This is a genomic window from uncultured Microbacterium sp. (assembly GCF_947489255.1).
In the GTDB taxonomy this organism is placed as follows: Bacteria; Actinomycetota; Actinomycetes; order Actinomycetales; family Microbacteriaceae; genus Microbacterium; species Microbacterium phycohabitans.
In genome coordinates this window covers 1-24,640 of sequence record NZ_CANLCY010000005.1, presented here as the reverse complement: position 1 = coordinate 24,640, position 24,640 = coordinate 1, and the positions used below count along the sequence as shown (strand labels likewise).

Here is a 24,640-nt window from a genome sequence, read left to right as displayed (position 1 = left end):
ACCGTACGGACACCGGACCCTCGAGCGCGCGTTTGCTCGCATTGAGCGCCCTTATGCGCGTACCGTGTCTTCTGCGCATTTCGCGCACGACGACGTCGCCGACCGGGAGGTGCGCATGCGGTTCGCCACCCGGATGCTCGTGGTGCAGGTCGCGACCCAACTCGTCGTCGTCGCGGTGTGCACGGCCGTCTTCGCGTGGCTCGGCGTGCAGCAGCTCAAGGCCGAGGCCGATTCGTCGGCCCTGAACATCGCACGCTCGGTCGCCGAGGCCCCCGACGTGCGCTCGCTCGTGACCGCGTTCTCCGCCGACCCCGGAACCCCCGACGCCGCCGCGCTCCGCGAGGGAGCGCTGCAGCACTACGCCGCCGACGTGACGAGCCGCACGCAAGGGCTCTTCGTCGTCATCACCGATGACCACGGCATCCGCCTCGCCCATCCCGACCCCGATCGACTGGGCCAGGTGGTGAGCACGAGCTTCGCCGACGCCCTGGCCGGTCGGGAGGTGGTGACCTGGGAGACCGGGACGTTGGGCGAATCGGCGCGCGCGAAGGTGCCGATCTACCCTCCGGGCGGGGGCTCGCCGGTGGGCGAGGTGAGCGTCGGATTCGAACGGGCCAGCGTCTTCGACGATCTCCCGGCGCTGATCGCGGGCATCGCCGTCGCGGTCGCGCTCGCCGTGGCCATCGGCGCGATCGTGGCCCTGCTCATGCGGCGACGGCTCGAGCGCCTCACCCTGGGCGTGCAGCCCGAGGAGCTCGCCGCTCTCGTGCAGACCCAGACGGCCGTGCTCGAGGGGGCGGACGAGGGGGTTCTCGCACTGGACGAGGCGGGGATCGTGCGGGTGTGCACGGCCACCGCCGAGCGGCTCCTCGGCGTGACCGGCGCCGTCGGCCGGCCCCTCGGCGCCCTCGGTCTCGCGCCCGCCGTCGCCGCGGCGCTGTCGGGGCCCGGGGCGTCCGCCGGTCTGCCGCTGGGCGACCGCGTCGTCTTCATCGACGTGCGGCCCGTGCGCCGCGGGGCACGCGCCCTCGGCCGCGTGGCCGTGCTGCGCGACCGGACCGACGTGATGGCCCTGTCGGGCCGCCTCGACAGCGTGCGCGCCATGGGCGATGCCCTGCGCGTCCAGCGACACGAGAACGCGAACCGCCTGCACGCGGCCGTGGGACTGCTCGATGCGGGCCGCGTCGAAGAGGCGCGCGGATTCCTCGCCGACCTCGTCGACCGGGGCTCGGTCGACTGGGCCGTGCCGGGGATCGAGCTCGTGGGCGACGCGATGCTGCAGTCGTTCCTCGGCGCCAAGGCGCTCGCTGCCCGCGAGCGGGGCGTGGCACTGCGCGTGGCCGACGACACCTTCTCGCGGGAGCCCATCGATGACGTCGAAGACGTCGTGGCGGTGCTCGGCAACCTCATCGACAACGCCGTGACGGCCGCCGCGGCGGCTCCCGCGCCCCGCTCGGTCGAGGTGAGCGTTCTCGACGATCGCGACGCCGTGGTGATGACGGTGTCCGACAGCGGGGGTGGGATCGCCGACGTCGACGAGATCTTCGCGCAGCGGGAGCGAGGCGCCGACACCGACACCGACCGGGTGCACGGTCTCGGCATCGGCCTGCCGCTGTCGCGCGAGTTCGCCCGGCGCCGCGGCGGAGAAGTGTGGGTCGTCGACGCGGGCGGTGCGGGGCACGGGGCGGTGGTGGCGGCACGCCTGCCCGATGTGCGCCGACGCGGAGACGACGTGATGAGAGGGGAGGACGGCGCGTGAGCGGCATCCGGGTTCTGGTGGTCGACGACGATTTCCGCGTGGCGGGGCTCCATCGCGAGGCGGTCGCCGCGCGCGCCGGGTTCGTCGCCCTCGAGCCGGCGCGCACGGTCGGTGAGGCGCGCGCCGCGATCGCAGCCCACGCCCCCGACCTCGTGCTGGCCGACGTCTACCTCCCCGACGGCGACGGGATCGACCTGGTGCGCTCGATCGACGCCGACGCGTTCGTGCTGTCGGCGGCGACGGATGCCGCGACCGTGCGCCGCGCGTTCTCAGCCGGGGCCCTCGCGTACCTCGTCAAGCCGTTCGACACCCGCGTTCTGGCCGAACGCCTCGAACGCTACGCCCGGTACCGCAACCTGCTGAGCAGCGTCCGGCCCCTCTCGCAGGACGACATCGACCGCGCGGCCGCCCTGATGCGGGGGGAGCGCGAGGGGGCATCGCTCGCGCGCTCGGCGACCGAGCAGACGGTGCTGGCGGCGCTGGCCGGAGAGGAAGCCTCGGCCTCGGAGGTGGCGGAGCGCATCGGGGTCTCGCGCGCCACGGCGCAGCGTCACCTCACCGCGCTCGCGGAGCGGGGGCTCGTTCAGGTGAGTCTGCGCTACGGCTCCACGGGGCGCCCCGAGCATCGGTTCCGCGCCGGCGGGTGAGGCCGGGGGCGAAGGGGAGGGGGCTGAGCCTGTCGAAGCCGCCGGGCGTCGCGGGGGTTCCGGTCCCTTCGAAGGGCTCAGGAACCTGGGGCCGCCGGGCGTCGCGGGGGTCCGACGGGCTCAGGCCTCCAGCACCGCCCACCCCCGCGGGCCCAGCTCGACCCGGCCGTCGGCGAGCGTCCCGTCGCCGGTGACGACCGCGCGGGCGTCGGCGGCCGGAAGCGTCACCGACTCGTCGCCGATGTTCAGCGCCACCACGACCGCGTCGTCAGCGGTCGCCGTCCGCAGCACGATCGCCGTGTTGGCGAGCTCGACCACGTCGGTGTGCGCACGCCACAGCCACGGCTTGCGGCGCCGCAGGGCGATCAGCGCCCGGTGCGCCTCGAGGATGCGCGCGTCGCTCTCGGCGTCGGCGGGTGACGCGGGGAACTCCGGTCGCACGGCGTCGTCGCCGCCGAGGCGCTCCTCCTTGACCGCGGTCCACCCGAACTCGTCGCCCGCGTAGACGGACGGCGTCCCGGCGACGGTGAACAGCACCGCGAGCGCCTGCGGCACGAGGTCGATCCCCACCGCCGAGGCGATGCGCGTGACGTCGTGGTTGCCCACGAAGGTCTGGGGGACGAACACCCGCAGCAGCTCGTCGTGCCGCTCGATGGCGTGGCCGAGCTCGAACAGATTGCCGTCGGCGATGCCGTGCCAGATGCCCTGCCACAGCTCGTACTGCGTCAGGGAGTCCATGCTCGACTCCTGCACGATCTGTGCCGCCTCCCCGTGGATGACCTCGCCGAGGAACCACGCCTCGGGGAAGCGCTCCCGCACCCGCGGCAGCACCTCGGCCCAGAAGGCCGGCGGAACGGCGTACGCGGCATCCAATCGCCATCCGTCCACGCCCCGTTCGAGCCAGTGGCACAGGATCTCGACGACGAGGTCGGCCACGGCGGGCGAGGAGTGGTCGAGGGCGACGAGTGCGTCATGCCCCTCGAACACGTCCGCTTCGAAACGGCCGTCGATCCACCGACCGCGGAAGAGCTGCGGCCCGTCCTCCCTCTGATCGCGGAAGGCCGGGTGCCCGCGCCCCACATGGTTGAAGACGCCGTCGAGCAGGATCCGGATGCCGCGCTCCCGCACCGCGGCGACGAGACGGTCGAAATCGGCGTCATCCCCGAGCCGGGGGTCGATGCGGAAGTGGTCGACGGTGTCGTATCCGTGCGTCTCGGCCGCGAAGACCGGTCCGAGGAGCAGCCCGTTCAGCCCGAGCTCGATGACGTGGTCGAGCCACGGTTCGAGACGGTCCAGACGGTGCTCGGGCTCGGCATCCGGGTCGACGCCGTCGCGGATCGGCGCACCGACGAACCCCAGCGGGTAGAGGTGCCACCACAGGACGTGTTCGGGCCAATCGGGCATGTTCCCGACGCTATCGAGGTCTCGCGGATCGCGGGACGGGGTTGCGGCGCCGGCCGTCGGGCCGGGCGCTCACGGACGGGAGCGCTCAGGCGCGCGCGCGAGCGTCGGTCGGGGCGAAGGCCAGCAGGTCGAGCGCGTGCGACCGCGCCGCGTCGACGGCCGCGGCGACCGCGCCGATCGAGACGATGTCGGCCCCGAGGGGGGATGCCACGATCTCGGGCGCCGGCAGATCCAGGGCGCGGGGGAGTGCGGCTCGGGCCGCCGCGATGATCGGTTCGGCACCCGCGGCGATCGCGCCCGAGACGACGACCCTCCGCACGTCGAAGAGGCTGCCCAGGGTCGCGGCGACGATGGAGAGGGCGCCGCCCACCTCCTGCGCTATCGCGAGCGCCCCGGCGTCGCCCGCTCGGGCCAGGTCGAGGACGGTCTTGGCGTCGAGCGCCGCGGGGTCGGCGCTCGCGAGAGCCGATCCGGGCGGGAGTCGTCCGGAGGCGATGGCGGCGCGGGCCGCGTCGACGCATCGCGGAGCCAGGCCTTCGGCGCCGCCGACACCCGTGACCCGATCGAAGGCGACGGTCTCGCCGGCGCCGCCGTGGGCCCCGCGCAGCAGCCGGCCGTCGACCCAGATCCCCGCTCCGAACCGCTCGCCGGCGAGCAGGGCGATGAAATCGTCGACGCCGACAGCGGCGCCGCGCGCCCGCTCGGCGACGGCCGCGAGAGACGCGTCGTTCTCGACGCGCACCACCGGCGCCCAGTCCGCGAACGTGTCGACGAAGCCCGGGTTCATGCGCTCCCAGAACCGGTCGTGGTGGAGGGGGGAACGGCCCGACCGATCGACCGGCGCGGGGACGCCCACGCAGAGCGCGGCGATGTCGGACCGATCGCGGTGCGCGCGCGTGAGGGTGGCGTCGACCGTCGCCTCGGCGGCACGTCGACGCCGGTCCGGGGAGTCGCGCTCGGGGTCGACCGCGAGACGCGAGGTCGCGAGCGTGTGTCCGCGCAGATCGGCGACGGTGGCGGTGACGTGCCCACGGCCGGCGTCGACGCCGACCACCACCGCCGCATCGGGGCGGAACGCGAAACGGCGCGCGGGGCGCCCCTTCGAGTACTCGCCGACGCTGCGGGCGTTCGGCATCTCGGCGAGGAGTCCGCGCGCGACGAGTTCGTCGAGCACGTCGATGGTCGTGGATCGTGTGAGGCCGACGGCTCCCATCACGTCGCTCGCGGTGAACGCGTCCGCGTCCCAGGCGTGGGCGAGGACGCCCTCGAGGCTGCGTCGGCGCAACGTGGCCGCCGCCGGGATGGCATCCGTCATTCGGTCTTGACCCCTCTCGCCTCCGATGCAATACTGCCCTCACGAAGTTGATTTGGCGAGTAAATTTACTCGGCGACACAACAAATTCGCAGTGCAGCGAGGAGGACGCAGGTGTCGACGAAGACGAGAGCGGGGCGGCGATGGCTCGCCGTGACCGCGGTGGGGGTGCTGGGTGCGGGTCTGCTCGCCGGGTGCTCCGCCGACGGGCGCGAGACCATCCGCTTCACCTTCAGCAAGCGCGAGGCGCTGTCGTTCATGAACGACGTCGTCGCGCAGTACAACGCCTCGCAGGACAAGGTGCGCGTGGAGATGGACAGCTCCGGCGTCGACGTCGTCTCGGCGAGCTTCGTCCGCGGCAACCCGCCCGACATCATGCTCGCCAACTACAACTACGAGGTCGCCCGGTTCGTGCAGCGCTGCGCGCTCAGTGATCTCAGCGGCACCGCCGCCGCCGCGAGCGTGCGCGAAGACCTCCAGCCGCTCATGGACCAGTACGGCTCGTGCGAGGGGCGCACCAGTGCCCTTCCGTACTCGGTGATGGCGGCATCCGTCATCTACAACACGCAGATCTTCGACGAACTGGGGCTCTCGGTCCCCACCACGTGGGACGAGCTGCTGCAGGTGTCCGACACGCTCAAGCAGAACGGCATCACCCCGTTCTACGGCACGTTCAAAGACGACTGGACCGTCGCCCAGGGGTGGTACGACTACTCGGTCGGCGGCTCGCTCGATGTGATCGACTTCTTCGACGGCCTCGCCGCCGAGGGCGATGAGGTCGGGGCCGACTCGTCGGTGTCGTTCGCGAAAGACTTCACCGAGCCGATGGACCGCATGCTCCAGCTCGCGCAGGACTACACCAACGCGGATGCCGAGAGCCGCGCCTACGGTGACGGCAACCTCGCGTTCGCCCAGGGCGAGGCTGCGATGTACCTGCAGGGTCCCTGGGCGCTCGGCGAGATCGCGAAGACGTCGCCCGATCTGCCCGTCGGCACCTTCCCGCTGCCGATGACCGACGATCCCGACGACCTCAAGGTGCGGGTCAACATGGACCTCGCCGCGATCATCCCCGAGGCCTCCCGCCACCAGGATGCCGCGCGCGACTTCCTCGAGTACCTGTATCAGCCCGAGATCATCGAGGCGTACAACGAGTCGCAGCTCGGCTTCGCGCCCACGAAGGACGCGCCGTCGCCCAGCGACCCGCGGGTGGCCGGGATGATCCCGTACTACGACGAGGGGCGCATCTACCAGGGTGCCTCGGTGCTCGTGCCCAAGGCCATCCCCACCTTCAACTACGCCCAGGCGATGATCTTCGGCGCCTCGCCCGAGGCCACCCTGCGCACCATGGACGAGGACTGGTCGCGCTTGGCGTTCCGCCAGCCCCCGGCCTCGACGAACGATGCCGCTGGCGAGGAGGCCGCGCGATGACCACCACCACGACGATCGTCACGGGGGGCAAGGCGACCGCTCGTCGCAGCACGCGCCGCGTCGAGCCGATCTACTACCTCTTCCTGCTGCCGACCCTCGCGCTGTTCACGCTCGCGATCACGGTCCCGGGCCTCATCGGCATCTTCTTCAGCTTCACCGACTCGATCGGTCTGGGGGAGTGGAATTTCACCGGGCTGACGAACTACATCGCGATCTTCAGCGACCCGGCGATCCTGCAGGCCTACCTGTTCACCTTCGGGTTCTCGGTGGCGACGGTCATCGTCGTGAACATCGCCGCGTTCCTGCTGGCGGTCGGGCTCACCGCGCAGATCCGCTTCAAGAAGGCGCTGCGTACGGTCTTCGTCATCCCGATGGTGATCTCGGGCATCATCATCGCCTACGTCTTCAACTTCCTGTTCAGCAACTCCGTCCCGCAGGCCGGGGCCTCGCTCGGCATCCCGTGGCTGGAGATGAGCCTGCTCGCCAACCCCGATCTCGCGTGGGTCGCGATCGTCATCGTCACCGCGTGGCAGGCGATCCCGGGGACTCTGCTGATCTACATCGCGGGACTGCTCGCGGTCCCGGGCGACGTGTACGAGGCCGCCGGTCTCGACGGGGCGAGCAAGACCCAGCAGCTGCTGCGCATCACGCTGCCGCTCGTGGCCGGATACGTCGTCATCAACGTCATCCTGGGCTTCAAGGGCTTCTTGAACGCCTACGACATCATCGTCGGGCTGACCGGGGGAGGGCCCGGCACCGCGACCCGCAGCGTCGCGATGTCGATCATCCTCGGCTTCAACGGCGGCGACTACGCCTACCAGATGGCCAACGCCGCGCTCTTCTTCGTCGTCGCCGTCGTCATCTCGCTCCTGCAGCTCTCGCTGACCCGGGGAAGGAACACCCTGTCATGACCGCCCTCAACCAGCCCGCCCTCGCCTTCGAGCAGGCCGAGCTCACCGTCCCCGAGCGCCTGGGTGCCGAGCCCCCGCGTCGTCGTTTCCGCCGCGTCGGCGCGGAGCGCGTCAACTGGTCGACGACGACCATCCTGATCCTTTGCACCCTGACCGTCCTGCTGCCGCTGTACGTCACGGTCTCGATGGCGCTGAAGAGCGGCACGCAGGTCGTCGACGGCAACGCCTTCTCGTTCCCGTCACCGATCAGCTTCGACGGGTTCGTCCAGGCGTGGACGTTGACGAAATTCCCGGTGGGGCTCGCGATCTCGCTGCTGGTGACCGCGGGCACGGTCGTGGCCACGATCATCCTCGCCGCCTTCGCCTCGTACGCGATCGCCCGCAACTGGGACCGCAAGCTGTTCCGTTACTCGTTCTTCTACCTGCTCGCGGCGATGTTCATCCCGTTCCCCGTCGTGGCGCTGCCGCAGATCCAGCTCACCGGCCGGGTCGGGCTCGACAACCCCGTGGGCGTGATCATCCTCGCCACGATGTTCCAGCTGAGCTTCAGCGTGCTGCTGTTCACCGCGTTCCTGCGCTCGATCCCGCTCGAGCTGGAAGAGAGCGCGCGCATCGACGGTGCGACCACGTGGCAGACGTTCTGGCGGCTGATCTTCCCGCTGCTCGCCCCGATGAGCGCCACCGTCGGCATCTTCGCGTTCCTCTACGCGTGGAACGACTTCATGATGCCCTCGCTCATCATCAGCGATCCGGCGCTTCAGACCCTCCCGGTGCGCCAGAACCTCTTCCAGACGCAGTTCAGCAACAACTACAACGTCGCCTTCGCCTCGTACCTCATGGCCATGGCCCCCGCGATCGTCGCCTACCTCTTCACCCAGCGATGGGTCATGGCGGGCGTCACGCAGGGCGCCGTCAAGGGCTGACCGACCATCCCCTCGAAAGGAACACCGTGACCACCGCCGCACCCACCGCCGCCCCCGCAGCGCGCACCCGCGAGCTCTCCGACGCCCCCGACTGGTGGCGCCAGGCCGTGGTGTACCAGGTCTATCCGCGCAGCTTCGCCGACACCGATGGCGACGGATTGGGCGACATCCCCGGTATCACCTCGCGCGTTCCGTACCTGGCGGAATTGGGGGTGGATGCCGTCTGGCTCAGTCCCTTCTACCCCTCGGCCCTCGCCGACGGAGGCTATGACGTCGCCGACTACCGCGACGTCGACCCGCGGCTGGGGACTCTGGCCGACATGGACGAGCTCATCGCGCAGCTGCACGCCCACGGCATCCGGGTGGTGGTGGACATCGTGCCGAACCACACCTCGAACGACCACGCCTGGTTCCAGGAGGCGCTCGCCGCCGGCCGCGGCTCCGCCGCGCGTGACCGCTACATCTTCCGCGAGGGGACCGGGCCCGACGGTGCGGAGCCGCCGACGGACTGGGAGTCGGTGTTCGGCGGATCCGCGTGGGAGCGCGTCGACGACGGCCAGTGGTACTTCCACAACTTCGACGTCTCGCAGCCCGATTTGAACTGGGCGAACCCCGAGGTGCGCGCCGACTTCGTGAAGACCCTGCGCTTCTGGAGCGACCGAGGCGTCGACGGGTTCCGCATCGACGTCGCGCACATGCTGACCAAGGACCTCAGCGAGCCCCTTCCCTCGCGGGCGGAGCTCGAGGCGATGCCGATCGACGGCACCCACCCGCTGCTCGACCGCGACGACGTGCACGAGGTCTACGCCGAGTGGCGCGCGGTGTTCAACTCGTACGACCCGCCTCGCACCGCGGTGGCCGAAGCCTGGGTGCACCCCTCGCGCGTGCCGCTGTACGCGAGCGCCGAGAGCCTCGGTCAGTCGTTCAACTTCGACCTTCTCGAGGCCGACTTCGACGCGGGACAGTTCCGCCGCATCGTCGCCGACAACCTCTCCCTGGCCGCGCGGTCGGGCTCGTCGACGACGTGGGTGCTGTCGAACCACGACGTCGTGCGCCACGCCACGCGCTACGGCCTGCCCGACGCCGAGCGCGATGCCGACGGCCGCCCGACGCTCAAGCACGGCAACGAATGGCTGCTCTCCGGCGGTCGCACGCCGGCCCTCGACGCCGAGCGCGGCGAGCGTCGCGCGCGTGCGGCGGCGCTGTTCGTGCTCGGGCTGCCGGGATCGGCGTACCTGTACCAGGGCGAGGAGCTGGGCCTGCACGAGGTCGCCGACATCCCCGACGACCGGCGGCAGGACCCCACGTTCTTCCGCAGCCCCGGTGTCGATCTCGGACGCGACGGATGCCGGGTGCCGCTGCCGTGGACGGCGTCGGGCGCGGCGTTCGGGTTCGGCGAGGGCGGAGCGCATCTGCCGCAGCCGGAGTGGTTCGGTGCCTCTGCCGTCGATGTGCAGGACGGGGACCCCGCCTCGACCCTGTCGCTGTACCGTCGCGCCCTGGCGCTTCGCCACGAGCTGCAGACCGACGAGCAGCTCTCCTGGGTCGACACCCCCGGCGACGACGTCGTGGCGTTCGAGCGCCCCAACGGGTGGACCGTCGTCACGAACTTCGGCACCGAGCCCGCCCCGCTTCCCGCGGGCGAGGTCGTGGTCTCGAGCCTCCCAGTCGAGGGGGGCACGCTGCCGGGTGAGACGACGGTCTGGATGCGACGCGCCTGACTCGCGCGGAAGCCCCGGCGCCCTCGGGTGCCGGGGCTTCCGCACATCCGTCGTGGACGCCCCGGCACACGGCATCCGCTCGCCGCACTCGCCGACCGTCCGGAACACCCGGACGGATTCCGAACGGCCCCGGGTGTTCTGGACACTCGACGCCGCCTGGCGGCCGCGTGTGCCGGGCGCGACTCAGGGGCGACGGATCGAGTCGCGGATCACCACCGGCATCTCGACGAGGTGCTGCCCCTCGGGCGGGCCGCCCGGGGCGAGCAGGAGTTCGACGGCGCGGCGACCCATGTCCTCGTGAGGGAGGCCGATCGTCGTCAGGCCCGGACGCAGGTACGCGGCGAGCTCGTCGTTGTCGAACGACACCAGCGAGACGTCCTCGGGTACGCGCAGGCCGGCATCCCCCAGCGCCTGGAGGGCGCCGAACGCCAGCCGGTCGTTGAGGCACACGATGGCCCGCGGGCGCATCCCCCCAGCGAGCAGGCGCGCCGTGAACTCGTAGCCGGGCGCGGGCTCCCACAGCCAGATCGACTCCTCGTGCAGGAAGGTCGCGCCCGCGTCGGCCATGGCCGCGGAGATCCCGCGCACGCGCGCCGCCACCGTGGCCGAGCGGAACAGATCGCGCTCGGCATCCGCGTCGTATCCGAGGAGCAGGATGCCGTCGCGGATCCCCGCCGCCAGGAGCAGCTCGATCGCCCGTCGCCCTCCCGTCTCCTCGTCGGGCAGCACGCTGCAGCGGTGCAGCTCGTTCGTGGCGTTGAGCATGACGGTGCGCAGCCCCGTGGGCAGGCGCGGCACGAAGGTCTCGCGCGCGCGCATCGAGGCGAAGATGATGCCGTCGACCTGCCGGTCGAGCAGGGCCGAGACCGCCTCGGCCTCGCGCTCGGGCTCGCCCCCGGTCTCGGCCACCAGCACGACCTGGCCGGCGGCCTCCGCCGCGCCGAGCGCGCCCTTGATGAGGCCGCTCGCGAAGCGGGTGGTGGCGACGAGGTCCGACACGAAACCGACGGTGTGCGAGGTGTCGGTGCGCAGCGCCCGGGCCGACATGTTGGGGCGATAGCCGAGCTCGGCGGCGGCGGCGTGAACCCGCTCGTGCGCATCCTGCGAGAGACGGGTGTCGGGGCGACCGTTCAAGATCATGGAGGCCGCCGCGGGCGACAGTCCCGCTCGCCGGGCGACGTCGGCCAGTGTGACCCTCTTGCCCATCGGTGCTCCCGTTCTGCGGCATCGGCGCCGCGGTCACGATCTTCGCAGTGATCTTGACAGCGCTCCGCGCGTCTGCGTAAATGATCGTGCTAAATCCTTTCAGCACAGGTTAGCGCACCAGCAGTCCGCCGCCGGCACAGCCCGAGCGCCGGCACGCAGCACAGACGAAGGAGTCGACATGAACACCCGCATCCCGCGCCGGCGTCGAGGGGCATCCCTCGCCCTGCTCGCCATCGCCGGCCTCGCCGGCGCTGCCCTCACCGGGTGCGCGCCCGGCAGCGCGGCACCGACCGCGCAGAACGACGTCGAGGTGAGCACCGAGCTCACGAGCGACCCCGTCGAGCTCACCATCGCCGACGAGACGGGCTTCCCGGTCACCGACAAGCTGACCGAGGAGTTCACCAAGCAGCACCCAAACGTCACCTTCACGATCAACCGCGACACGTTCCAGAACCTCACCGCGAACGCCCCCAAGCTGCTCGCCAGCTCCACCCCGCCCGACCTCATCCGCCTCCCCACCCTCGGCGACACCGTGCGCGACGGTCTCGTGGCCAACCTCGACCCCTACTTCGACGCCTACGGGTGGGACGCCTGGCCCGCCTCGCAGCTCGCCCCGCTGCGCATGAACGACGAGGGCGTCCGCGGGTCCGGCTCGCTGTACCAGCTGGGCCTGGGCTACAGCATCACCGGCATCTACATGAACACCACGCTCGCCGACCAGCTGGGCATCGACGCCCCGCCGCAGACGCTCGCCGAGCTCGAGCAAGACATGGCGAAGGCCAAGGCCGCCGGCATCCTGCCGATCATGGCCGGCGACAAAGACGGCGTGGTCAACTTCGTGGTCCAGGCCGCGATGAACCAGTACGTCGACAAGGACCAGTTCCTGTCGTGGATGTTCAACGAGCCGGGTGCGCGCTACGACGAGTCCGGCAACGTGCAGGGTGCCGAGCTCGTGCGCACATGGGCGGATGCCGGGTACTTCCCGTCCGACATCAACGCGATCGACTACTTCACCTTCACCAGCCGCTTCTCGGCGGGCGAGGGCCTGTTCACCTTCAACGGCAACTGGGAGGCCGCGAACTACCAGAAGGCGCTCGGATCGAACGTCGAGTTCTTCCTCGTCCCGCCGGCCGAGGCCGGGGCCGATCACGTCGCCATGGGCGCGGCGAACTCGTTCTCGGTCGCGGCCAAGTCGCCGCACATCAACGAGGTCGCGTACTTCCTGAACTGGGTGCACACCGACCCGACCGCGCGTCAGATCATCGTCGACGTCACGGGCGCATCTCCCGGCGGCGACCCGGCGCAGGAGCTGCCCACGGTCGAGGCCGGCTCGCTCATCGAGAACGCGCTGAAGATGTCGGCGCAGATCGGCGCCGAGAACGGCCAGGTCGACTTCATGGCCAACACCACCGCCGGCATCTACGCCGGCTCGATCATCCCCGAGTCGCAGCTGCTGGTGACCAGTCAGATCACCGGCCAGGAGTTCGTCGACCGCGTGCAGAAGTTCTACGAGAGCGAGGTCGGGGAGTAATGACCGACCGTGCGGTCGCCGTCGCGGCGGCCCCTCGACCAGACGCCGCCGACCCGGCGACGGCGACCGCACCCGTTCGCCGGGCCGCTGCACGCGCAGTGGCCCGGCGGGCGACCCTCGCCGGATGGCTGCTGCTCGTCCCCGCCCTCGGCTTCTACATCGGGTTCGTGATCTGGCCCCTGATCCAGGGCGTGCAGTACTCGTTCTACGACTGGAACGGCATCGGCGTGGCCCGCTGGGTGGGCGTCGAGAACTACCTCACGGTGTTCACCGACCCCGACCTGCTCGGCGCGATCCGCAACGCCTTCGTCCTCATCGCCTTCTTCACGTTCATCCCCGTCGGCCTCGGCCTCGTGCTGTCGACCCTGATCCGCGGCATCCGCTACAAGGCGTTCGCGGCGACGGCCCAGACGGTGCTGTTCCTGCCACAGATCATCCCCCTCGCCGCCGCGGGCATCGCGTGGTCGTGGATGTACGCGCAGACCGGCGCGGTCAACCAGATCCTCGGCTGGGTCGGCCTCGGCTGGATCACCCGCCCGTGGCTCGCCGACTACGGCACGGCTCTGCCGGCCGTCGGCCTGATCGGGTCGTGGGTGCTCACGGGCCTGTGCACCGTGCTGCTGCTCACCGGCCTCGGCAAGATCGACGTGTCGCTCTACGAGGCGATCCGCCTCGACGGCGCCGGGTGGTGGCGCGAGTTCTTCACCATCACGCTCCCGGGCCTGCGGCAGGAGATCGCGGTGCTCGTCACCGTCACGGTCATCGCCGCGCTGTCGAGCTTCGACATCATCTACACCTCGACCCAGGGCGGCCCCGGCCGCGCGACCCTCGTGCCGGGCCTGTCGATCTTCCGCATCGGCTTCACCCAGAGCGACGTGGGCCTGGCCTCCGCCTTCGGCATCGTGCTCATGGTGCTGGTGCTGATCGTGGTGCTCCCCATCCAACGCCTCTCGAGAGCGAGCGACTCGTGATCGCCAGCCGTACCGAGCGCCTGCTCGGCATCATCCTGCTCAGCGTCGCCGCGATCGTGACGCTCTTGCCCCTGATCAGCATGTTCTCGGCGGCGCTGCAGCCCGCCGACCGCAACCCCACCGGCCTCACCTGGCCGACCGATCCCCAGTGGGGCAATTTCGCCACCGCCTTCGAGACCGGTCACGTGTGGCAGCTCATGGGCTCGAGCCTCGTGATCGTGCTGGGCGTCGTGCCCCTGAGCCTGGTCGCCGCCACCCTCGCGGGCTTCGCGCTGGGCTCCCTGCAGGTGCGTTTCGGCCGCGGCATCCTGGTGTTCTTCGTGCTGGGGCTCACGATCCCCTTCGAGGCCCTCATCATCCCGCTGTACTACCAGGCGCAGTCGATGGGCACCGTGAACACCCCGTGGGCCGTGATCTTCCCCCTCATCGGCCTCTACATGCCCTTCGGCGTCTTCTGGATGCGCGCGCACTTCATCAACGTCCCCCGCGAGCTGTCCGAGGCCGCGCGAGTCGACGGGGCGTCGCTGTGGCGCGAGTTCCGCAGCATCCAGCTGCCGCTGGCCGCCCCTGCGCTGTCGGCCCTGGCGATCCTGCTGTTCATCTGGACGTGGAACCAGTTCCTTCTCCCGGTGGTGCTCATCGCCGACCCGCTCCAGCGCACGGTCGCGGGCGCGCTGACCTTCTTCCAGGGGCAGTACTCGCTCAGCATCCCCCTGCTGAACGCGGGGGCGCTCATCATCATCACGCCCGCGGTGCTGCTGTTCCTCGTGTTCCAGCGGCAGTTCATCCGCGCCCTCGTGCAGGGCGCCGTCAAGGGCTGACCGCGCCCTCTCGCCACCTTCGAAACGGATCTCATGACGTTCACGCTGCCCGACCACTGGGTCTGGGATTTCTGGCTCGCCCGCGACGGCGACACCCACCACATGATGTTCCTCCAGGCGCCGACGAGCCTGGGCGACCCCGACCTGCGTCATCGCAACGCGAGCGTGGGCTACGCCACGAGCGACGATCTGCGCTCGTGGACCGTGCACGGCACCGTGCTGGAGCCCTCGGGCGGCGACGCTCCGGATGCCACGGCCACCTGGACCGGCAGCATCGTCGGGGCGGATGCCGATTGGCGCATGTTCTACACCGGATCGCGGTTCCTGCGCGACGGCGAGATCACGAACGTCGAGACGGTGCTGGCCGCGACCTCGACCGACCTCGCGACCTGGACGAAGGATCCCGACGTCGTCGTGGCGGCCGATGCGCGCTGGTACGAGACGCTCGACGCGGGCACCTGGCACGAGGAGGCGTGGCGCGATCCGTGGGTCTTCGCCGATCCCGACGGCGACGGGTGGCACATGCTCGTCACGGCCCGCGCCCGGGACGGTCGCGAGCGCGACCGCGGGGTCATCGGTCACGCGTGGTCCCGCGACCTGCACCACTGGGAGGTCCGCCCGCCGCGCAGCACGCCGGGCGCCGGGTTCGCACACCTCGAGGTGCCGCAGGTGGTGCAGATCGAGGGTCGGTGGGCCCTGGTCTTCTCGTGCGACGCCACGCATCTCGCGGGTGAGCGCGCGGGTCGGGGCGGAGGGATCTGGGCCGTCGCCCTCGACGACCCGCGGGGTCCGTACCCCGTGGAGCGGGCGACGCTGGTCGCCGACGAGCGCCTGTATAGCGGCCGCGTCGTCGCCGACGACGCCGACGGGCGGGCCGTGATGCTGGCCTTCGAGAACGTCACGACCGACGGAGCTTTCGTCGGCACCCTGTCCGACCCGCTCCCGTTGCGCTGGGACGGCGACCGCCTCGTCGTCGCGGAGGTCGTTCGATGACCGCGGTGCACGGCCTTGTCGCCCCGGGGTTCGAGGCGGTGGGCGACGCCTTCGCCGCCGCGTTCGAGGGGCTGCCCGAGATGGGCGGCGCCCTCGCCGTCCGCGTCGACGGCCGCTCCGTCGTCGACGTCTGGGGCGGCACCGCCGACAGCCGCGACGGCCGGCCCTGGGAGAGGGACACCCCCTCGGTGGTCTTCTCGTGCACGAAGGGGCTCATGTCGATCCTCGCGGCGCGCCTCGTCGAAGACGGACTGCTCGACCTGGATCGACCTCTCGCCGAGCTCTGGCCCGAGTTCGGGGTGCACGGCAAGGACCGGGTGAGCGTCGGAGACGCCCTCGCCCACCGGGCGGGCGTCTCGGCGCCGAGGGTCGACGTCACGCGCGAGCAGCTCCTCGATTTCGAGGCCATGACACGCATCGTCGCCGAGCAGGAACCGCTCTGGGAGCCCGGCGCCGGTTGGGCGTACCACGCTCTCACGCACGGATGGCTGTCGGGCGAGATCGTGCGCCGGGCCGGCGGCGTCGCACCGGGTGACGCGTTCGCGGCGATGGCCGAGGTCGTGGGCGGTGGAGCCTGGCTCGGGATACCGACCGAGGTCGCGGCATCCGCGGCTCACCTGCGGGTGGGGCCGACGCTCGCCGCCCTCGTCGCGCGCCAGGCCGCGGAGCGTGCTCCCGGGGTCGCCGGCTGGCTGGACCGGGCGATGACCCTCGGCGGGGTGCTGCCGGCCACGCTGGTCACCGACGACGACGGCTTCAACGCCGACGACGTGCGCGCGGCGGTCATCCCCGGCGCCGGAGCCGTCGCCACCGCACGGGCGGTCGCGGCGATGTGGTCGGCCACGGTCGCCGAGACCGACGGCATCCGTCTGCTCGACGACGACACCCTCGACCTCGTCACGCGCGAGCGGACGGCGGGCGCCCCGGTCTTCGCCGCCCCGGCCCCCTGGCCGCACTGGGCGGCGGGGTTCCAGCTCGACTCGGAGGCACGCCGGTACCTCGGTCCCACGAGCTTCGGCCACGACGGCGCGGGCGGTCAGGTCGCCTTCGCCGATCGCGCGGCCCGGGTGGGCTTCGCGTTCGTGACGAACTGGATGGAGGCCGACGACCCCCGCGCCACCCGCATCGTCGACGCCCTCCGCTCCCTGGTCTGACCCCCCGCCCCCACCGCGTGAGTCGCCAAGAATCGTCGCTTCCGGGCACCCCGGAGCGACGATTCTTGGCGACTCACGCGGGCGTGGCGACCCGTTCCCACACGCCGTCGCGCTGCTCGATCGCGCCGGCCGCGGCGAAGGCCTCCAGCCACCCGCCCATCGGCCACGATCCCCACCGCTCGTGGAAGGCGGCGCCGTTGCGCAGGATGTCGTCGAGGTGCTGCCACGGGGGAGAGGACACCGGATGCCACTGATGGAAGGCATCCGCCCCGCCGACCCAGCGCATCTCGACCCCGGCGGCGCGCGCCGTCCACGCGAGATCGGTGTCCTCCGCGCCGTAGCCCTGGTAGCCCGCGTGGAAGCCGCCGAGCGTGCTCCACGTCGCGGGGGTCACGGCGAACGACAGCGACCAGAACAGGTCGTACTCCGCGTTGGTGGCCGCCCGTGTCACGCCCGGGGCGAGAGCGGGCCGGGCGCGATGCGGGCGCACGAGGAAAGGCAGGTCCGCCGCCGTTTCGGGGCGTTGCACGCTCGAGAGGTACGTGACCGCTCCGCACAGGATCGCGGCGGGGTGAGCGAGGGCCGCGGCGCGATAGGACTCCAGCAACCCGGCCCCCGGAAGGCAGTCGACGTCGAGGAACACCAGCAGGTCCGCGCCGGCGGCGATGGCCGCGGCGGCGGCCCGATTGCGTCCCTCGCCCACGCGCATGCCGTGGGGCCCCGGCGGGACGTGCAACGTGAGGGTGCCGGCATCCGGGATGCCGTCCGGCGGCGTCGCGTCGAGCCACGCCTCCACCCGCACGAGGTCGGATGCGACCTCGCCGAGCACGCGACGCTGGCGCGCGAGGTGCTCCGCGCGCGCCCGCGATGCGACCGTGATCACCGCGGTCTTCACGACAGCACCGCCTCGACGGCGGCCGCCATGCGCCCGGCGCCTCCGGCCACCTGCCAGCGCGACCAGTCCGGTTCGTCGTCGGCGGCGGCTTCGACGAGGGCCGTGAGGTCGTCGGCCGAAACCGTCGTATCGGCCCGCCGGGCCAGGCCCCAGCGCTCGAGGGCGTCGGCGGTGTGGGCCTGCTCGTCGAACGGGCGCTCCTGCGCGACGACCACCGCGCGCGCCTGGGCGCTCGCGAGGTCGGCGACGCTGTTCTGTCCGGCGGCGCTGACCACCACCGTGCTGCGCGAGAGCAGCGGCCACGGGTCGTCCACGCGCGAGGCGGCGTCGTGACCGATGGCCGTGACGTCCCACCCGCGCTCGCGCAGGCGTGCGGCCGCCTCCTCCCGCACCGCGTCATCGAGCACGCGACCGAGCACGAGCACAGACCTCTCGTCGCGCGGGCCGTCCGTGGCGCGTCCGTCGTAGCGCGAGATGCCGCCCGTCCACACCACCCGGTCGGCGTGCGCCGTCAGACCCGCGGTGGGCACGGCCCCGTGCGCCCAGGGCGCGACGATGCGGTCGGCGAGCCCGTAGGCGAGAGCGTGCGGGGCATCGGTGCGCGCGCCGGGTTGGGTCACCGCGATGGTGCGCAGCCCCAGCAGGCGCGCGAACGCGACCACCTCGGCACTCACGTCGACGACGAAGGCATCGAGGTTCCGGTCGACGGATGCCGTGGCGATCGCCGCCAGTCGGGACCGGTGACCGGGGTGTCCGTGCGGAGCCCAGTGCAGGTGACCGCGCACGGTCGGGTCGGCGTCGCGCGGGTCGCGCCGGGAGCCGTCGGCGCTCTCGAACTCATCCGCGTCCGGAGGCAGCTCGATCCACTCCACCGCGGCGGGCAGCGTCGAGGGGCGCGGCATCGACGAGAACGCCACGACGGGCACTCGCACGTGAGGCTGCACCGCCAGGAAGCGAGCGACGTGGCCGTAGCCGTGGTGGTGGACGTACCAGCCGATCACCACGCCACCGCCGGTGCGCGCCGCACCGAGACCGGTTGGGCGGTGTGGGCGAGGACGCGCTCCACCTCGCGGTAGCGCTGGGCCAGCGAGTGCTGCCGCACGGCCGCGCGGCGGGTCCAGACACGGGTCAGCGGCTCGCGCGCTCCGTGCGCGGCCAGCTCCGCGGCGGCTTTCGCGAGGGCGACGATATCGCCCGGTACGACGGTCGCCGATCCCGGCATCCCGTTGAGCACCTCCGAGACACCGCCGATGTCGAACGCGGCGACGGGAGTGCCCGTGGCCAGCGCCTCGGCGATGACGAGCCCGAACGGCTCCTCCCACATCGGCGTCACCAGCGCGACGGCCGACGACCCCACGAGCCGGCACAGATCGGGCTGGCGCAGCGGGCCGACGTAGCGGGCGTGGACGCCGAGGCGCGGCACGATCTCCTGCTCGAAGTAGTCCACGTCGCCGATCCGGCCGGCCAGCACGATGTGCGCCCCCGCCTCGCGCGCCGCTTCGATCGCGAGATGCGGGGCCTTCTCGGGCACGACGCGCCCCGACCACACCCACGACGTGCCGCCCGACCCGCGCGTCCACTGGTCGGTGTCGATGCCGTTGGGGAAGACGAACGCGTCCACACCCTCGATCGACCACGCGCGCGCCGTGGCCTGACTCACCGCGACGAAGCGGTGCGGGCTGTCGCGCACGTCCGCGGCCGCCTCGAGCATCGGCTCCAGGGGAGGGGTGTGCAGCGTCGTCACGACCGGGATGCCGGCCTCCCGGCTCCACCGGATGGGCGCCGGATGCAGGCTGTGGTTGTCGACCACGTCGTACAGGTGGCGGTCCGCGATCAAGCGCTCGAGGGCCGCGTCGTACGCGGCGTCGACCGCAGCGGCGTACCCCGCGGGGTACTCGGTGTCGGACGACTCCTCGGGGCGCGTCCACTCCGGGGTCGGCAGCCGGAACTCGGGCACGTCGCCGAGGAAGTCCGAACCGTCCGCGGCGCACAGCGTCACCTCGTGACCACGTTCCCGCAGCCACCGCACGCGATCCCAGACGCAGGCCTCCAGGCCGCCGGCGTGCGGCTGGCGCAGGGCGTAGCGCGAGGGGGCCACCACCAGCACCCGCAGGGTCGTCCCGGTCCGCATCACGCCGCCTCCTCCGTCGCCGTCGCGCGTCGGTAGAGCGCGAGATGCGCGGCGCGCACGGCATCCCGTTCGGCGAGGCGGTCGGAGAGGCGGCGTTCGACTTCAGCCGTCCGCCGTGGCGATCCGGGGGTCGACCACGCCGCGTCCGTGGCATCCACGATCGCCCGGGCGAGCGACACGGGTTCGCCGACGTCGAAGCTGTGGAAGTCGCCCGGGTGCTGGGCGGCGATGTGCCCCACGCGCGTGCCGATCACCGGTACGGCGAGGTCGTAGCAGAGCTCCGCCCATCCCGACTGGGTGCCGTGCCGGTAGGGCAGCAGGCACGCGTCGAGGTCGGCGAGCCAACGGGCCAGGGCGTCGTCGTCGAGGCGCTCCCCGCGCTCGACGGTGACGCCCTCGGCGTCGCGGGCGAGCAAATCGATGGATGCCGCAGCCTCGGCATCCCGGACGTTCTCGTTCATCCGCACCACGGCCTCGACACGCGCCCCCTGGGCCCGCAGATCGGCCACGGCGCGAACGAGCGTCGCCGTCGTGCCCACCCCGTCGATGTTGGGGCGCAGATCGCGCAGGTGCACGCCGATGCGGGTCGCATCGTGGGCCACCCCGGATGGGCGCTCCGCATCGCCGAGCAGCGTCGGGTGGGCGATCACGGTGGGATGCCGCCGGGCGAACGCGAAGACCTCGTCGGCGGCCGTGCCGGTGAGGGTGATGAGTTCGTCGGCCGCTTCGGCCAGAACCGCGAGCGACGCGCGGTGCGCCTCCTGCGACAGCAGCTGCGGGTTCTCGAGGTCGTGCACCGTGTAGACGAGGGGGCGGTTCAGCGCGCGCAGCGCGGCGACGGTCTCGGAGAGCTCCTCCGGCGTATACGACTCGATGCCGAAATGCACGTGGACCAGGTCGAAATCCGCGGCGTTGTCACGCAGCCACTCCGGAAGGAGGATCTGCGGCGGCCACCAGCGACCGGCGGGGGCTCCCGGCGGAGGCGGATCGGCGAGCAGGGTGACGTGCGTGGGATCCGCGACGGCGGTGACGTACGGATGTCCCGAGGGGACGGCGGCGACTCTAACCGGGGGGACGGTGCTGGCGACGATCTTCTCTTCCTCCTCGTGCAGGCGTGCGTGACGGTGCGTGTACCGCATCGCCAGGCACATCGCAATGCAACGGGGCGGTTGGGACGACGATGACACCGACGGATACGTTCACATCATGGGCGGCGAGACGACGCGGGTGCAGAGCCTTGCGGACCACGGCGAAGCGGTGATAGCGCGCCGCGCCCACTACGCCGCCTTCTACGGAGACGCTCCGCTGCCCGCCGGTTACGGCCTGATCGTCGGCAACTGCCAGGCCGAGTCGCTTCGCCTGGTCGTCTCCTCCGACGTCCTCCCTGCGGTGCGGATGCCGGCGGTGCACGAGCTGTCGGCCGCCGACGCCGTGAGGGTGCACGAGCTGCTGCGGGGCGCGTCTTTCCTGGTCAGCCAGCCGGTCCGCGACGACTACCGGGGCCTTCCCCTCGGCACCGCGCAGCTCCGGGCGTCGCTGCCGCCGTCCGCCCGCGTCGTCACGGTTCCGGCGGTGCGCTTCGCGGGCCTGCACCCCTTCCAGGCGGTGCTGCGCCTGCCCGAATTCCCCGAGGATCCGCCGCTGGTGGCGTACCACGACGTCCGGACGGTCGCCGAGGCGGCGCGCCTCGACGTCCCCGCCGCCCTCGGTCCGGCCGCGGTGCACGAGATCGCGGACGGCTCGCGCGCCGAACTGCGACGCCGTGAGGCGCGCGGGCTCGACGTCACGGCATCCGATCTGTTCGATGCCGTCGTGGAAGACCTTGCCCGCACGGTCAACCACCCCGGCAACGCGCTGTTCCTTCCGCTCGGCGAGCGGATCGTCGCCGCCCTCGGCGCGCCGGGCGGTGCCGTCGATCCGGGGCGTCCGATCCTCGCGTCGGTGCGGGCGCCGCTCGAGGAGTGGGTGGTCGATGCCTGGAACCTGGATGCCGCGCCCCGCCCCGACTGGATCGTCGCCGGAGAGATCCTCCCGGCCGAGACCGTGCGCGAAGCCCACCTCGCCTATTACCGCGAGCGTCCCGCGCTCCTGGCCGCGGTCGTCGACCGCATGGCGCCGCTGCTCGCCACCTGGGCGGCCGCCGCATGAGTCTCCCGAACGCGGATGCCGCATCCCCGGTGCTCCTCGTCTACCCCGGCCCGCACGGGGTCGCGGTGTACGCCCGCGACATCGCCGCCGAGGTGGTCCGCCTGCGCCCCGGGACCCGCATCGTCACCCCCGACGCACTCGCCGCGCTGGCCGCGGGAACACCGGTGCACGCCCACGTGACCGACCGCCTGTGGGGCGCCTCTCCCGAGGAGGCGACGCGCACCATCGTGGCCCTGGGCGCCCGGCATCCGCTCACCGTCACGCTGCACGACGTGCCCCAGGCGTCCGACGGCGAACGCAACCGCCCGCGTCGTCGTGCCTTCTACCGCGCGGTCACCGAGGCGGCACGCGCTGTCGCGGTCAACAGCGCGCACGAACGCGAGCTGCTCCGCGAGGAAGACGTCTGGGATGGGGCCGTCGCCGTCGTGCCGCTCCCGGTCGACGAGGAGCCCGCCCCCGTTTCCGCCTCCTCCGATGGCGCCGTCGGCGTGCTCGGCTACTTCTACCCCGGCAAAGGGCACGACGAAGCGCTCGCCGCCGCGGTCGCCGCGGGGATTCCGCGACTCGCGGTGCTCGGCCGCGCCTCGGAGGGCCACGCCGCCGACCTCGAGTCCTTCGTCCGCCGAGCGGATGCCGCCGGAGTCGCCGTCGAGGTCACCGGCTGGCTCGACGACGCCGACATGGCCGCGCGCGTGTCTCGCGTCGCGGTGCCCGTGATCGCGCACCGCCATGTGTCGGCGTCGGGCTCGCTGACCTCGTGGATCGGATGGGGCCGCCGCCCGGTGGCCGTGCGCAACCGTTACGTCGACGAGATGGCGAGCCTGCGCCCCGGCACCCTCACCGTCGTCGAGCCCGAGGCGCTCGCCGGGGCCATCGCGCACGCCCGCGCTGACGCGTCGTCGACGTGGCACGGTGTCGCCCCCTTGCCGTTCGGCCGCGCCGACGCCGCACGTGCCTACCTGCGGTGGTGGGGAGGGCGCGCGTCATGACCGCCGACATCCCGGAGATCTCGGAGGACTGGAACGACCGGATGCCCTGGGTGCCGGGGAACCGGTGGGACCTGGTGTCGCACCGCGAGCCGGAGCCGCCGCGGGTCACCGTGATCGTCACTCACTATGCGCAGCCCCGGGAGCTGGCGCGTACGCTCGCCGCCCTCGCGCGTCAGGACCACCCGGCGGACCGTCTCGAGATCGTCGTCGCCGACGACGGTTCTCCCGAGCCGCCCGTGGTTCCCGACGGCGTCCGTCTCGTCCGTCAGGACGACCGCGGCTTCCGCGCGGCGGCGGCGCGCAACCTGGGGGCGTCGGTCGCCACCGGCGACGTGCTCTGCTTCCTCGACGCCGACACGACGCCTGAGCCCGAGTACGTGCGCACGCTCACCCGTCTGCCGGCACTGCTGCCCGAGGCGGTCACGGTCGGACGCCGCCGCCACGCCCATCTCGCCGACGTGCCGGTCGATGCGCCGATCGCCGAGGCGGCACCGACGGTGGAGGTGACCGAGCCCGCCTGGTTGCGAGAGGCCTACGCCGACAGCGGCGACCTCCTCCGCGCCGACGACCGTTCCTACCGCTACGTCATCAGCGCGGTCCTCGCCTGCTCCCGCGCGTTCTTCGACGAGGTCGGCGGCTTCGACGAGGCGTTCTCCGCTTACGGGGGAGAGGACTGGGAATGGGCGCACCGCGCCTGGCAGGCCGGCGCGGTGTTCGCCCACGTCCCGGATGCCGTCGCCTGGCACGACGGACCCGACTGGGCCGGGCGCGACGACCGCGATCGTGCGGCGGAGGGCAATCGCCAGAGCCTCCAGCTCGCGCACCTGATTCCCGTCGAGGGATCCGCCGGCCGCGGCCTGCTCCCGCGCACGCCCGACCTCGAGGTGCGCGTTCCGGGCGACCTGACCGCGCCGGCCGCTTTCGTCTGCGTCGACTCACTCCTCGCGGCCTTCCCGCGGGCGACGGTGACGATGGATGCCATCCCGGCCGGCAGCGCGCTCGCGCACGACCCGCGCGTCCGGGAGGATCGGACCCCGCTCGACGCGCGCGTCACTCTGGAGCTCGATGTCCCGCTCGTCGTCGTGGACCGGGCGGATCTCGACACGGCGTTGGCGGTGCTGAGTGGAAGCGAGGTGGGCTCCGTTGTGCTGACGACGACGGAGGGCGTGACCGTGGGACGAGCGCACAGCAGACGCGCGCATCGACGCTCCGCACGATGGGGGAACGACCTCGGACTCGCCCGACGAACCGTTTCCGTGGCCGGCGTGCACATCCTCCGGCAGCAGCCGCACGTGGAGGCCTGGGTCGGAGGCTGGGGGAGCCCCGCACGCTTCGTCTGACCGCGACCGGAACACGTCCGCGCCGACTGCGCCCCACACGCGACACGCCCGGGCTGTCGCCTCGATTCGACGGGGGTGCGGTTCGGGCGTAACTTATTACTTGTTCGCCCCACAGGGGAGAGCGGAGCGGCCGAAAGGCCCCGCAGCCCCTCATGCAGCGAACCACCCCCAACACCTGGTCTTGAGAGTTTCGACTCTCTGGTCTACAGTTGGGGTTCTGCCGTTCGGCACACATCCTGAAACCAGCTTCTCGAAGCTGTTTCGTCGTGTCCGGAAGGCGTGAAGGTAGTGAACTGCCTCACGGGTAGGTCGAGATGACTGTTTCTGTGGGTGCGTCCGTTCCTTGAGAACTCAAC

21 protein-coding genes are annotated in these 24,640 nt (G+C 71.9%); 14 read left to right on the top strand and 7 right to left on the bottom strand.

Annotated elements, in window-relative coordinates; all coding sequences use genetic code 11:
* Positions 1–64: 64 nt before the first annotated feature.
* Together Q0818_RS13505 and Q0818_RS13500 are read left to right on the top strand one after the other, a co-directional pair.
* Positions 65–1,759, top strand: a complete 1,695-nt coding sequence (locus Q0818_RS13505; RefSeq protein WP_366943177.1) for a sensor histidine kinase — start codon at positions 65–67, stop codon at positions 1,757–1,759.
* On the top strand, positions 1,756–2,406 hold the full coding sequence (locus tag Q0818_RS13500; RefSeq protein ID WP_298875852.1) for a response regulator: 651 nt from the start codon (positions 1,756–1,758) through the stop codon (positions 2,404–2,406). Before Q0818_RS13505 ends, Q0818_RS13500 begins: the two co-directional genes overlap by 4 nt.
* 120 nt (positions 2,407–2,526) lie before the next feature.
* Here Q0818_RS13500 and Q0818_RS13495 read toward each other — a convergent pair whose 3' ends face one another.
* On the bottom strand, positions 2,527–3,810 hold the full coding sequence (locus tag Q0818_RS13495) for an alpha-amylase family glycosyl hydrolase (protein ID WP_298875849.1): 1,284 nt from the start codon (positions 3,808–3,810) through the stop codon (positions 2,527–2,529).
* Positions 3,811–3,895: 85 nt separating this feature from the next.
* Positions 3,896–5,125 (bottom strand): ROK family protein, encoded by a 1,230-nt coding sequence (locus tag Q0818_RS13490; protein WP_298875846.1) that lies wholly within the window; start codon positions 5,123–5,125, stop codon positions 3,896–3,898.
* 111 nt (positions 5,126–5,236) lie between these two features.
* Here Q0818_RS13490 and Q0818_RS13485 point away from each other — a divergent pair, with 111 nt between their 5' ends.
* The 4 genes from Q0818_RS13485 to Q0818_RS13470 are packed head-to-tail and all read left to right on the top strand — an operon-like array spanning position 5,237 to position 10,105.
* Positions 5,237–6,550 carry an extracellular solute-binding protein gene (locus Q0818_RS13485; RefSeq protein WP_298875843.1) on the top strand — a complete coding sequence of 438 codons (1,314 nt, stop codon included), beginning with the start codon at positions 5,237–5,239 and terminating at the stop codon, positions 6,548–6,550.
* Positions 6,547–7,461, top strand: a complete 915-nt coding sequence (locus Q0818_RS13480; RefSeq protein ID WP_298875840.1) for a carbohydrate ABC transporter permease — start codon at positions 6,547–6,549, stop codon at positions 7,459–7,461. The genes Q0818_RS13485 and Q0818_RS13480 overlap by 4 nt, the downstream gene beginning before the upstream one ends.
* Positions 7,458–8,384: a carbohydrate ABC transporter permease gene (locus Q0818_RS13475; RefSeq protein WP_298875837.1), complete on the top strand. Its 927-nt coding sequence runs from the start codon at positions 7,458–7,460 to the stop codon at positions 8,382–8,384. Before Q0818_RS13480 ends, Q0818_RS13475 begins: the two co-directional genes overlap by 4 nt.
* Positions 8,385–8,410: 26 nt before the next feature.
* Complete coding sequence (locus Q0818_RS13470) at positions 8,411–10,105, top strand: glycoside hydrolase family 13 protein (RefSeq protein WP_298875834.1); 1,695 nt, start codon at positions 8,411–8,413, stop codon at positions 10,103–10,105.
* A 183-nt stretch (positions 10,106–10,288) separates the two neighbouring features.
* Here Q0818_RS13470 and Q0818_RS13465 read toward each other — a convergent pair whose 3' ends face one another.
* Positions 10,289–11,311, bottom strand: coding sequence for a LacI family DNA-binding transcriptional regulator (locus Q0818_RS13465; protein ID WP_298875832.1), 1,023 nt, complete (start codon positions 11,309–11,311; stop codon positions 10,289–10,291).
* Between the two features lie 178 nt (positions 11,312–11,489).
* Between Q0818_RS13465 and Q0818_RS13460 the strand changes: the two genes are divergently transcribed.
* From Q0818_RS13460 to Q0818_RS13440, 5 genes are read left to right on the top strand one after another with little or no spacing between them, the layout of a single operon-like run.
* Entirely contained in the window at positions 11,490–12,842 is a 1,353-nt protein-coding gene (locus Q0818_RS13460; RefSeq protein ID WP_298875829.1) for an extracellular solute-binding protein, read from the top strand.
* Entirely contained in the window at positions 12,842–13,813 is a 972-nt protein-coding gene (locus Q0818_RS13455) for a carbohydrate ABC transporter permease (RefSeq protein ID WP_298875826.1), read from the top strand. The genes Q0818_RS13460 and Q0818_RS13455 overlap by 1 nt, the downstream gene beginning before the upstream one ends.
* Positions 13,810–14,634, top strand: coding sequence for a carbohydrate ABC transporter permease (locus Q0818_RS13450; RefSeq protein ID WP_298875823.1), 825 nt, complete (start codon positions 13,810–13,812; stop codon positions 14,632–14,634). Before Q0818_RS13455 ends, Q0818_RS13450 begins: the two co-directional genes overlap by 4 nt.
* A 33-nt stretch (positions 14,635–14,667) precedes the next feature.
* Complete coding sequence (locus Q0818_RS13445; RefSeq protein ID WP_298875820.1) at positions 14,668–15,627, top strand: glycoside hydrolase family 68 protein; 960 nt, start codon at positions 14,668–14,670, stop codon at positions 15,625–15,627.
* A complete protein-coding gene (locus tag Q0818_RS13440) occupies positions 15,624–16,781 on the top strand; it encodes a serine hydrolase domain-containing protein (RefSeq protein ID WP_298875817.1) in 1,158 nt (385 codons plus the stop codon). Before Q0818_RS13445 ends, Q0818_RS13440 begins: the two co-directional genes overlap by 4 nt.
* A gap of 73 nt (positions 16,782–16,854) precedes the next feature.
* On the opposite strand, the gene Q0818_RS13435 is transcribed toward Q0818_RS13440, so the two are convergent.
* From Q0818_RS13435 to Q0818_RS13420, 4 genes are read right to left on the bottom strand one after another with little or no spacing between them, the layout of a single operon-like run.
* Entirely contained in the window at positions 16,855–17,676 is an 822-nt protein-coding gene (locus Q0818_RS13435) for a galactosyltransferase-related protein (RefSeq protein WP_298875814.1), read from the bottom strand.
* The gene (locus Q0818_RS13430; RefSeq protein ID WP_298875811.1) at positions 17,673–18,677 is read right to left on the bottom strand and encodes a hypothetical protein; all 1,005 of its coding nucleotides are present in this window, start codon (positions 18,675–18,677) and stop codon (positions 17,673–17,675) included. Before Q0818_RS13430 ends, Q0818_RS13435 begins: the two co-directional genes overlap by 4 nt.
* The gene (locus tag Q0818_RS13425; RefSeq protein WP_298877085.1) at positions 18,674–19,807 is read right to left on the bottom strand and encodes a glycosyltransferase; all 1,134 of its coding nucleotides are present in this window, start codon (positions 19,805–19,807) and stop codon (positions 18,674–18,676) included. The genes Q0818_RS13430 and Q0818_RS13425 overlap by 4 nt, the downstream gene beginning before the upstream one ends.
* The gene (locus Q0818_RS13420) at positions 19,807–20,946 is read right to left on the bottom strand and encodes a glycosyltransferase (RefSeq protein WP_298875809.1); all 1,140 of its coding nucleotides are present in this window, start codon (positions 20,944–20,946) and stop codon (positions 19,807–19,809) included. The genes Q0818_RS13425 and Q0818_RS13420 overlap by 1 nt, the downstream gene beginning before the upstream one ends.
* 67 nt (positions 20,947–21,013) lie before the next feature.
* Here Q0818_RS13420 and Q0818_RS13415 point away from each other — a divergent pair, with 67 nt between their 5' ends.
* The 3 genes from Q0818_RS13415 to Q0818_RS13405 are packed head-to-tail and all read left to right on the top strand — an operon-like array spanning position 21,014 to position 24,284.
* Positions 21,014–21,955: a WcbI family polysaccharide biosynthesis putative acetyltransferase gene (locus Q0818_RS13415; RefSeq protein ID WP_298875806.1), complete on the top strand. Its 942-nt coding sequence runs from the start codon at positions 21,014–21,016 to the stop codon at positions 21,953–21,955.
* Positions 21,952–22,944, top strand: coding sequence for a hypothetical protein (locus Q0818_RS13410; RefSeq protein WP_298875803.1), 993 nt, complete (start codon positions 21,952–21,954; stop codon positions 22,942–22,944). The genes Q0818_RS13415 and Q0818_RS13410 overlap by 4 nt, the downstream gene beginning before the upstream one ends.
* Positions 22,941–24,284, top strand: coding sequence for a glycosyltransferase (locus Q0818_RS13405; protein WP_298875800.1), 1,344 nt, complete (start codon positions 22,941–22,943; stop codon positions 24,282–24,284). Before Q0818_RS13410 ends, Q0818_RS13405 begins: the two co-directional genes overlap by 4 nt.
* Positions 24,285–24,640 lie beyond the last annotated feature (356 nt).

Bases quoted from the DNA above. Each gene is read 5' to 3' on its own strand.
- Q0818_RS13495 (WP_298875849.1), bottom strand. From the start codon at position 3,810: ATGCCCGATTGGCCCGAACACGTCCTGTGGTGGCACCTCTACCCGCTG.
- Q0818_RS13490 (WP_298875846.1), bottom strand. From the start codon at position 5,125: ATGACGGATGCCATCCCGGCGGCGGCCACGTTGCGCCGACGCAGCCTC.
- Q0818_RS13480 (WP_298875840.1), top strand. From the start codon at position 6,547: ATGACCACCACCACGACGATCGTCACGGGGGGCAAGGCGACCGCTCGT.
- Q0818_RS13475 (WP_298875837.1), top strand. From the start codon at position 7,458: ATGACCGCCCTCAACCAGCCCGCCCTCGCCTTCGAGCAGGCCGAGCTC.
- Q0818_RS13465 (WP_298875832.1), bottom strand. From the start codon at position 11,311: ATGGGCAAGAGGGTCACACTGGCCGACGTCGCCCGGCGAGCGGGACTG.
- Q0818_RS13460 (WP_298875829.1), top strand. From the start codon at position 11,490: ATGAACACCCGCATCCCGCGCCGGCGTCGAGGGGCATCCCTCGCCCTG.
- Q0818_RS13455 (WP_298875826.1), top strand. From the start codon at position 12,842: ATGACCGACCGTGCGGTCGCCGTCGCGGCGGCCCCTCGACCAGACGCC.
- Q0818_RS13445 (WP_298875820.1), top strand. From the start codon at position 14,668: ATGACGTTCACGCTGCCCGACCACTGGGTCTGGGATTTCTGGCTCGCC.
- Q0818_RS13440 (WP_298875817.1), top strand. From the start codon at position 15,624: ATGACCGCGGTGCACGGCCTTGTCGCCCCGGGGTTCGAGGCGGTGGGC.
- Q0818_RS13425 (WP_298877085.1), bottom strand. From the start codon at position 19,807: ATGCGGACCGGGACGACCCTGCGGGTGCTGGTGGTGGCCCCCTCGCGC.
- Q0818_RS13420 (WP_298875809.1), bottom strand. From the start codon at position 20,946: ATGCGGTACACGCACCGTCACGCACGCCTGCACGAGGAGGAAGAGAAG.
- Q0818_RS13415 (WP_298875806.1), top strand. From the start codon at position 21,014: ATGGGCGGCGAGACGACGCGGGTGCAGAGCCTTGCGGACCACGGCGAA.
- Q0818_RS13410 (WP_298875803.1), top strand. From the start codon at position 21,952: ATGAGTCTCCCGAACGCGGATGCCGCATCCCCGGTGCTCCTCGTCTAC.
- Q0818_RS13405 (WP_298875800.1), top strand. From the start codon at position 22,941: ATGACCGCCGACATCCCGGAGATCTCGGAGGACTGGAACGACCGGATG.